This is a genomic window from Aestuariivirga sp., assembly GCF_044239095.1.
Classification (GTDB): Bacteria; Pseudomonadota; Alphaproteobacteria; order Rhizobiales; family Aestuariivirgaceae; genus Aestuariivirga.
The window spans coordinates 1-8545 of record NZ_JBIICB010000187.1 but is presented as its reverse complement, the minus strand read 5'-3'; the positions used below and the strand labels follow the sequence as shown (position 1 = coordinate 8545).

General features: G+C 63.0%; 6 protein-coding genes and 1 pseudogene. 6 read left to right on the top strand and 1 reads right to left on the bottom strand.

What is annotated here, in order from left to right; all coding sequences use genetic code 11:
* Positions 1–26: 26 nt before the first annotated feature.
* The 5 genes from ACILRA_RS15595 (at position 27) to ACILRA_RS15575 (ending at position 5099) form a co-directional block, all read left to right on the top strand.
* A complete protein-coding gene (locus ACILRA_RS15595) occupies positions 27–1007 on the top strand; it encodes a PhoH family protein (RefSeq protein ID WP_395662998.1) in 981 nt (326 codons plus the stop codon).
* Positions 1004–1471: an rRNA maturation RNase YbeY gene (gene ybeY / locus ACILRA_RS15590; protein ID WP_395662997.1), complete on the top strand. Its 468-nt coding sequence runs from the start codon at positions 1004–1006 to the stop codon at positions 1469–1471. Before ACILRA_RS15595 ends, ybeY begins: the two co-directional genes overlap by 4 nt.
* Positions 1464–2480: a hemolysin family protein gene (locus ACILRA_RS15585; RefSeq protein WP_395662996.1), complete on the top strand. Its 1017-nt coding sequence runs from the start codon at positions 1464–1466 to the stop codon at positions 2478–2480. The genes ybeY and ACILRA_RS15585 overlap by 8 nt, the downstream gene beginning before the upstream one ends.
* A 180-nt stretch (positions 2481–2660) precedes the next feature.
* Positions 2661–4193 (top strand): YifB family Mg chelatase-like AAA ATPase, encoded by a 1533-nt coding sequence (locus ACILRA_RS15580; protein ID WP_395662995.1) that lies wholly within the window; start codon positions 2661–2663, stop codon positions 4191–4193.
* Positions 4194–4322: 129 nt separating this feature from the next.
* Positions 4323–5099 carry a GNAT family N-acetyltransferase gene (locus tag ACILRA_RS15575; protein ID WP_395662994.1) on the top strand — a complete coding sequence of 259 codons (777 nt, stop codon included), beginning with the start codon at positions 4323–4325 and terminating at the stop codon, positions 5097–5099.
* Here ACILRA_RS15575 and ACILRA_RS15570 read toward each other — a convergent pair.
* Positions 5089–7359 (bottom strand): NADP-dependent malic enzyme, encoded by a 2271-nt coding sequence (locus ACILRA_RS15570; protein ID WP_395662993.1) that lies wholly within the window; start codon positions 7357–7359, stop codon positions 5089–5091. The genes ACILRA_RS15575 and ACILRA_RS15570 overlap by 11 nt on opposite strands.
* 126 nt (positions 7360–7485) lie before the next feature.
* On the opposite strand from ACILRA_RS15570, the pseudogene ACILRA_RS15565 reads away from it, so the two are divergent.
* Positions 7486–8545, top strand: a pseudogene (locus tag ACILRA_RS15565) (DNA mismatch repair protein MutS); the annotation flags it as partial.

Here is an 8545-nt window from a genome sequence, read left to right as displayed (position 1 = left end):
TGAATCCGCCCGTCACTGCGGCCCAGATCGGCAGCCAGAAGAACGGCTCCCGGCAAGAAGTTTCGGATACCCTCACCCTTTCCTTCGACGACAACAAGCTGTTGTCGCTGCTCTGCGGCGAGCATGATGAGAATCTGGCCATTCTCGAGCACAGGCTGAACGTTGACATCACCCCGCGCGGCAACCGCCTTGCCGTGCGCGGCAGTGATTTAGCGCGCAACGCGGCCCGGGACGTGCTGATGGCGCTCTACAACCGCGCCCGCCGCGGCCTTGACATCACCAAGGGAGAGGTTGAGGGGGCCATCCGCATGCGCGAGGCACAGGAAGCGAATATCCCGGGAAACGCAATCCGCACACGGCGCAAGCTGGTGATGGCGAGAACGCCCAACCAGGGCGCCTACATCGAAGCAATCCGCCGCCATGAGCTGGTGTTCGGAATCGGCCCCGCCGGCACGGGAAAGACTTATCTGGCGGTAGCCTGCGCGGCCGAGGCTCTGATGAATGGCGAGGTGGACCGCATCGTGCTGTCGCGGCCGGCCGTCGAGGCGGGCGAGCGGCTGGGCTTCCTGCCCGGCGACATGAAGGAGAAGGTGGATCCCTACCTGCGCCCACTTTACGACGCACTCTACGACATGATGCCGGCGAGCCTCGTTGCCAAGGGCATTGCCGAAAACCAGATTGAAATTGCGCCATTGGCATTCATGCGCGGGCGCACCCTGTCCTCCGCTTTCATCATTCTGGACGAGGCGCAGAACACCACGCCGCAACAGATGAAGATGTTCCTCACCCGCCTCGGCGAGGGCAGCCGCATGGTGGTGACGGGTGACCCGACCCAGGTAGACCTTCCTTCAGGCGCCAGCTCGGGGCTGCCGGATGCGGTGTCGATACTGAAGGGCGTGCAGGGCGTCGAAGCCGTGGTCTTCAGCAATTCCGACATCGTCCGCCATGCGCTGGTGGGCCGCATTGTGGCGGCCTATGACAAGAAGGCTCCCAAGCAAAAGAAATGACGGTTTCGATCGAGGTCGAAGACGAAGCGTGGCAGGCGCTCATGGATCTGGATCAGCTTGTGCAGACTGCTGTTGCGTCGGCACTCAGGAGCGGCGGGGCCAATCCGGAGGAGAGCGAGATTGCGGTCCTGTTCACCGATGACCAGTCCATTGCCGCGATCAACGCCGAATGGCGCGGGATCACCAAGCCCACCAACGTGCTGTCATTTCCTGCGGCACCGGGGCTGCCCGTACCAGCGGGGGAACCGCGCCCCCTGGGAGACATCGTGCTCGCCCATGGGGTGATTGTCCGGGAAGCGGCAGAGCAGGGCAAGACATTGCATGACCACACGGCACACCTTATTGTGCATGGCGTGCTGCATCTCCTCGGCTACGACCACGAAGTAGACGCAGAAGCCGTCGAGATGGAACGGCTCGAAGCAGGAATCCTGAAAGGGCTGGGCATTTCCGATCCCTATGAGTGACACGGACAACAGCGACGGGGGAACAAGCCCCGAGAGCGGGCGCGAGAGCCTGTGGCAGCGCCTCAGAAACAGGTTTGGGCGCAGCAGGGACATTGGTCTCAGGGAAAGCCTGGCGGGCGCCATCGAGAGCCACGAGGCCCAGAACCCAGGAGAGACGGTCGGTCAGGAAGCGAAGTCGATGATGCTCAACATCATCGAGTTCTCCAGCTTGCGCGTGGATGATGTCATGGTTCCCCGTGTCGACATCGTCGCCATCGACGAGACCGACACGATGCAGGATCTGCTCGAGAAATTCATCGATGCCAACCATTCGCGCGTGCCGGTGTATCGCGAGACGCTCGATGGCGTCACCGGGATGATCCACGTGAAGGACTTCCTGCGCTGGATGGCCGCGAGGGGCACGAAGAAGCGCCGGTCGACCAAAGCGGAGAAGGCGGAGAAGGCGCTGGCGGGCCTGAACATCGCAGCGGCGACCCTTGCTACAACCGTGAAGCAGGCAGGCCTCAATCGCGAGGTGCTGTTCGTGCCACCCTCGATGCCGGCGACTGACCTGCTGGTCCGCATGCAGGCGAGCCACACTCACCTCGCCATTGTCATCGACGAGTATGGCGGGACGGAAGGACTCGTTTCTATCGAGGACCTCGTCGAGGTGATCGTCGGCGATATTTCGGACGAGCACGATACCGACGAAGACCTCGAGATCAAGCCGCTGGAAGACAGGCTCTACAGTGCCGACGGACGCGTCGACCTTGCCGCACTCGAGGCCCTGCTTGGTGTCGACCTCCTGCCCGAGGACGAGGAGGAAGAAGCCGACACTCTCGCCGGCTTGATCTTCAAGATCGCCGGCCGGGTGCCCACGCGGGGCGAAATCATCCGGCACAATAGCGGTCTCGAATTCGAGATCCTCGACTCCGACCCGCGCCGGGTCAAGCGGGTACGGATCAACGCGCGTAACGGCCCCATGACCCGCCACGACCCGCCTACCGATAGCAGCAACGGCGCGGTCTAACGCGCGTTCCGACCAGGTGAAATCACCTGGACAGACAGAACTCGCGCAAGATCAATTGCTTGAGCATGATCCGCAAAGGTGGTTTCCACTTTTGCGGATCATGCTTTGGTAGCGTTCACCAAACGTTCTTGACGGGTTTTTCAACCTGATGTAGCGTCAAGGCGAAGGTGGGTGAACCTGATGACATCTCGGGCGGCGACAGTGGCATTCCAGGGCATCGAAGCCCTGTCGGTGGATGTTCAGGCGCAGTTCCTGTCAGGTCTGGTCCAGTTCAACGTTGTCGGGCTGGGTGACAAGGCCGTGGCGGAAAGCCGTGAACGGGTGCGCGCGGCACTTCACTCCATCGGTCTCGCGCTGCCGGGCAAGCGCCTGGTGGTGAATCTTTCACCCGCCGACCTTCCGAAGGAGGGCAGCCACTTCGACTTGCCGATCACCCTGGCAGTGCTTGCCGCGCTTGGCATCATCCCGCAGGACTTCCTCAACCGCTATGTCGTCATGGGAGAGCTGGCGCTTGATGGCGCCATCCTCGCTGTCTCCGGGATCCTGCCGGCAGCCATCGCAGCAAACGGCCGGGATCTCGGCCTTATCTGTCCAAGGGCATCCGGCCCCGAGGCCGCCTGGGCAGGCGAGGATGCCGACATCCTTGCGCCTGAAAACCTGATCCAACTGATCAATCACGTGAAAGGCACCCAGGTTCTGACACGCCCAAAGCCAGCCATTGCCGGCGAGAGCGAGGAGATGCCAGACCTTCGTGATGTGAAGGGGCAGGAGACTGCCAAAAGGGCGCTGGAAGTGGCGGCCGCTGGCGGGCACCATCTGCTGATGGTGGGACCTCCCGGCGCCGGAAAATCCATGCTGGCGCAGCGGCTGCCCTCGATCCTGCCACCCATGGACTCCCGTGAGATGCTCGACGTCAGCATGGTCGCCTCATTGGCCGGGGAGCTATCCGGAGGACGGCTTTCACGACGGCGGCCGTTCAGGGCGCCACATCATTCGGCAAGCATGCCTGCCCTGGTCGGCGGCGGCCTGCGGGCCAAGCCCGGCGAAATGGCCCTTGCTCACCATGGCGTCCTGTTTCTTGACGAGTTGCCGGAGTTCCAGTCGCGCGTGCTCGAGTCGCTCCGCCAGCCGATGGAAACGGGGCAAACAGTCGTCGCGCGCGTCAATTACCATGTCACATACCCGGCCCGTTTCCAGCTGGTGGCTGCGATGAACCCTTGCAAGTGCGGAATGGCGGGCGAACCCGGCCACCAATGCCGCAAGGGACCCCGATGCGCGGCTGACTACCAGGCCCGGCTGTCCGGACCGCTGCTCGACCGCATGGACATGCAGATTGAGCTTCGCGCAATCAAGGCATCCGACCTGACCCTGCCGCCACCGAAGGAAAACAGCATCGAGGTGGCAGCCCGGGTTCTTGCCGCGCGCTCCATCCAGGCGCAGCGCTTCGCAAGGCTTGGAAAACCGGAGCTGCGCACCAATGCCCAGGCCGACGGGGAGCTGCTCGAAACCATCGCCACGCCCGATCCCGCCGGCCTCAAGCTCATGCGTGAGGCAGCAGATGCCATGAATCTCTCCGCACGCGGCTATCACCGGGTGCTGCGCGTCGCCCGGACCCTGGCTGACCTTGACCGGCGCGACGAGGTCTCACGAATTCACGTGGCCGAGGCCCTGAGCTATCGCCAGAAGCTGGCAGCCTTCCAGACGGCAGCCTGACCGCAACCCGCAGCTGAACGCTGTCGGCCTGTCACAGAACTTTCATATTCGGGGTATCTGTGGCAGACACCATTCAAGGAGTGATCGACCCTGCCACATTCGCCGGACATTGGGGCCGCACGCGGCAAGATGATCTTGCGCCAGGCCGTGAGCGCCGGCGAAATCGAAGCCTGTCAACGCCTCCGCTACCGGGTGTTCTACGAAGAACGGGGCGCCAGCGCAGAGAGCGTGTCCTGCCAGGGCCAGATCGACAGTGACCGCTTTGATGCCATCTGCGATCACCTCCTCGTGGTTCAGACAGGAGACGCCCAGTCACCGGATGCAATCACCGTGGCGGATGGCGAGTTAATCGGCACCTATCGCCTGCTACGCCAGGAGGTGGCGGAGGTGAATGGCGGCTTCTACACGCAAGGGGAATTCGACATTGCACCCTTGATCAGGGCTCACCCCGGCCTGCGGTTTCTTGAACTTGGCCGGTCCTGCGTACTCAGGCCATTTCGCACCAAGCCCGTGGTGGAGCTTCTCTGGCAGGGAATCTGGAACTATGTCCGCGCCCATGGCATGCATGTGATGCTCGGCTGCGCCAGCCTCGACGGCACGGAGCCCGATGCGCATGCGCTTGCATTGAGCTTCCTTGCGCAGGCGGCTCCACCGGCAGAGTGGAACGTGCGCGCTCTGCCGGACCGCCGCGTTGAGATGAAACGAATCCCAACAGCGGACATCGACCCGCGGCGCGCCCTGAAGGATCTGCCGCCCCTGATCAAGGGCTATCTTCGACTCGGCTGCTACATCGGCGACGGGGCGGTCATCGATCACCAGTTCAACACCATCGACGTGCTGATCATCCTCCCCGTTTCAGCCATCAATGCGCGGTACTTCGCGCATTTCGGACAGCCTAACGATTGATGTCATAGGCCGCGATGGCAGCGAGGTTCAGGATCTCGGACGCAGTGGCGGACATCGAAGCGATCTGCACGGGGCGGTCGAGGCCCGTGAGCAGCGGCCCGACCACCGTCACGCCGCCAAGCTGCTGCAGCATCTTGGTCGAGATCGATGCAGAATGCGCCGCGGGCATGACGAGCACATTCGCGGGGCCAGTCAACCTGCAGAACGGGTAGAGCGCCATTGCATCGCGCGAGAGCGCCACGTCAGCCGCCATTTCGCCGTCATACTCGAAGTCGACGTTGCGCCGGTCGAGCACGCCAACGGCGTTGCGCACATACTCGGAACGCTCGCCACGCGGATATCCGAAGGTCGAGTAGGACAGGAACGCAACGCGCGGCTCATAGCCGAAGCGGCGCGCCACGCCTGCCGCCTCCTGGGCGATGTCCGCCAACTCCTCCGCGGAGGGAAGTTCATGAATCGATGTATCGGCAATGAAGACCGTCCGCCCACGGACAAGCGCCATCGACACGCCGATCGGCCTGTGTCCGGGGCGGTTGTCGATGGCGCGCCGGACGTTATCCAATGCAACGGAGAAGTTGCGCGTAAGGCCCGTCACCATGGCGTCAGCATCGCCCATGGCTACCATGCAGGCAGCGAAGACGTTACGGTCCTGGTTGACCATGCGCTGGCAATCGCGCAGCAGAAATCCCCTGCGCTGCAGCCGCTCGTAAAGGAAATTGGCGTAATCCATGTTGCGGTCTGATACGCGCGCATTGGATATCTCGACGTTTTCATGGAGCTCCAGCACCCCGCTTGCCATCGTCTTCTCGACCTCACTCTCGCGGCCAATGAGAATGGCCCGGCCAAGCCCCGAGCTGGCAAAGCTGTTAGCCGCGCGGATCATGCGGTCCTCCTCGCCTTCAGCGAAGACCACCCGCTTCGGTGCAACGCGCACCTTCTCGAACACACTCTGCAGCGTTCCGGCAATCGGATCGAGACGTGCCGAGAGCGTATTGACATACTCCTCGAGGTCAGCGATGTGGCGACGGGCGACGCCGCTCTCCATGGCAGCCCTGGCGACGGCGACAGGCACTGTCGAGATCAGCCGCGGGTCGAAGGGAACCGGAATCAGGTAATCGCGTCCAAAGCTCGGGCGGGAGCCATGATAGGCGGCCGCCACTTCATCCGGCACATCCTCGCGCGCAAGACCTGCAAGAGCCTGGGCAGCGGCGATCTTCATCTCATCATTGATGGTGCGCGCACGAACGTCGAGTGCGCCACGGAAGATATAGGGAAAGCCCAGGACATTGTTCACCTGGTTCGGGTAGTCCGAGCGGCCGGTCGCCATGATCGCATCGCTACGGACCTTCAAGACATCTTCCGGCAGGATCTCCGGATCCGGATTGGCCATGGCGAAGATGATCGGGTTGGGAGCCATGTTCTTCACCATCTCCGGCGTCAGCGCACCGGCGACCGAGAGGCCAAAGAACACATCCGCCCCTTCAAGGGCTTCGGCCAGCGAGCGGGCCCCTGTCTCCACTGCATGGGCGGACTTCCACTGGTTCATGCCATCGGTCCGGCCCTTGAAGACGACCCCCTTCGAGTCGGCCAGAATGACATTGCCATTGGGCACGCCGAGGGACTTGATGAGTTCCACGCAAGCGATCGCCGCAGCACCCGCACCGTTGCAGACGATCTTCGCGGTCTTCAGGTCGCGATTCGTCAGATGCAACGCATTGATCAGACCAGCGGTCGCGATGATGGCGGTGCCGTGCTGGTCATCGTGGAACACCGGGATATCCATCAACTCACGCAGGCGCTGCTCGATGATGAAGCAGTCCGGTGCCTTGATATCCTCGAGGTTGATGCCGCCGAACGAGGGGCCGAGATAGCGAACGGCATTGACGAACTGGTCGACGTCCTTGGTATCGACCTCAAGATCAATCGAGTCGACGTCGGCAAAGCGCTTGAAGAGCACGGCCTTGCCCTCCATGACCGGCTTCGAGGCCAGCGCACCGAGATCACCAAGGCCGAGAATGGCGGTGCCGTTTGAGATGACGGCCACGAGATTGCCCTTGGCCGTATAGTCATAGGCCGTTTCCGGGTTCTCCGCGATACGGCGGACTGGAACGGCAACCCCGGGGCTGTAGGCCAGGGACAGATCGCGCTGGGTGGCCATCGGCTTGGTCGGATTGATCTCCAACTTGCCCGGCTTGCCGCGCTGATGAAACTGCAGGGCTTCCTCTTCGGTGAAGGTCGGGCGTCGCGACTTCTGATCCATGATCCTGCTCTGAAAAGATAAATCCGGGGGTTCGAGCGCCAGACTAGAGACCGGGAGGGCCATACTCAAGCCTTCCGAAAAACCCTGCTTGTACGCCTTTGGTCGATTCCTGCTATGGAAGGCTGCATGAACGGCACAGAGCACATGAGCGACCAGCCAGGGGAGGAAGCCTCCCAGCGCGCCACCCCCGTGATGGCCCAGTTTCTGGTGCTCAAGCAGGCCAATCCGGGAAGCCTCCTGTTCTTCCGGATGGGCGACTTCTACGAACTCTTCTTCGAGGATGCCGAGATCGCTGCCAATGCACTGGGCATCACGCTCACGAAGAGGGGCAAGCATCTGGGGCAGGACATTCCGATGTGCGGCGTTCCCGTGCACGCCGCCGACGCCTATCTCCAGAAGTTGATACGGCTCGGGCACCGCGTTGCCGTATGCGAACAGCTGGAAGACCCGGCCGAAGCGAGGAAGCGGGGCTCCAAATCCGTCGTGAAGCGCGACATCGTGCGGCTGGTGACGCCCGGCACGCTGACGGAGGACAACCTCCTCGAGTCCCGCAGCCACAATTTCCTTGCCAGCCTTGCGCGCAGCAAGAGCACGGGTGACATGGCCATCGCCTGGGCGGACATCAGCTCAGGCGAGCTCGCCGTCATGCCGGCGGAGGCATCACGCCTGGCCGCCGACCTGACGCGGCTCGATCCGCGGGAGATCATTCTCCCTGAGGCACTTCTGGCGGATCCAGCACTTTCCAGCGTCATCGACAGGGCGGGCGTGGCGGTAACGCCACTTCCGTCGGCACGCTTCGATTCGCTTGCCGCGGAGCGCCGCCTGAAGGAGTGTTTCGACGTGGCCGCCCTCGACGGCTTCGGCAGCTTCACGCGGACTGAAATCGCGGCGCTGGGTGGGCTGCTCGACTACATCGTCATCACCCAGGCGGGCCGCGTACCACATCTGAGGCCACCGCGGCGGGAGCTTCCCTCCTCGATCCTGCTGATCGATCCCGCCACGCGCGCCAACCTCGAACTGACCCGCACGCTCCAGGGTGACCGGCGCGGCAGCCTCCTTTCAGTGATCGACATGGCCGTCACCGCGGCCGGATCGCGCGCCATCGGCGCGCGGCTGTCGAACCCTTTGTGCGACCCCTACGCCATTGCCAGCCGGCTGGACGATGTGGCGCATTTCGTGGCCGATT

Excerpts from the sequence above, each read along its gene's own strand:
- ybeY (WP_395662997.1), top strand. The coding sequence starts at position 1,004 with ATGACGGTTTCGATCGAGGTCGAAGACGAAGCGTGGCAGGCGCTCATG.
- ACILRA_RS15585 (WP_395662996.1), top strand. The coding sequence starts at position 1,464 with ATGAGTGACACGGACAACAGCGACGGGGGAACAAGCCCCGAGAGCGGG.
- ACILRA_RS15575 (WP_395662994.1), top strand. The coding sequence starts at position 4,323 with ATGATCTTGCGCCAGGCCGTGAGCGCCGGCGAAATCGAAGCCTGTCAA.
- ACILRA_RS15570 (WP_395662993.1), bottom strand. The coding sequence starts at position 7,359 with ATGGATCAGAAGTCGCGACGCCCGACCTTCACCGAAGAGGAAGCCCTG.
- ACILRA_RS15580 (WP_395662995.1), top strand. The coding sequence starts at position 2,661 with ATGACATCTCGGGCGGCGACAGTGGCATTCCAGGGCATCGAAGCCCTG.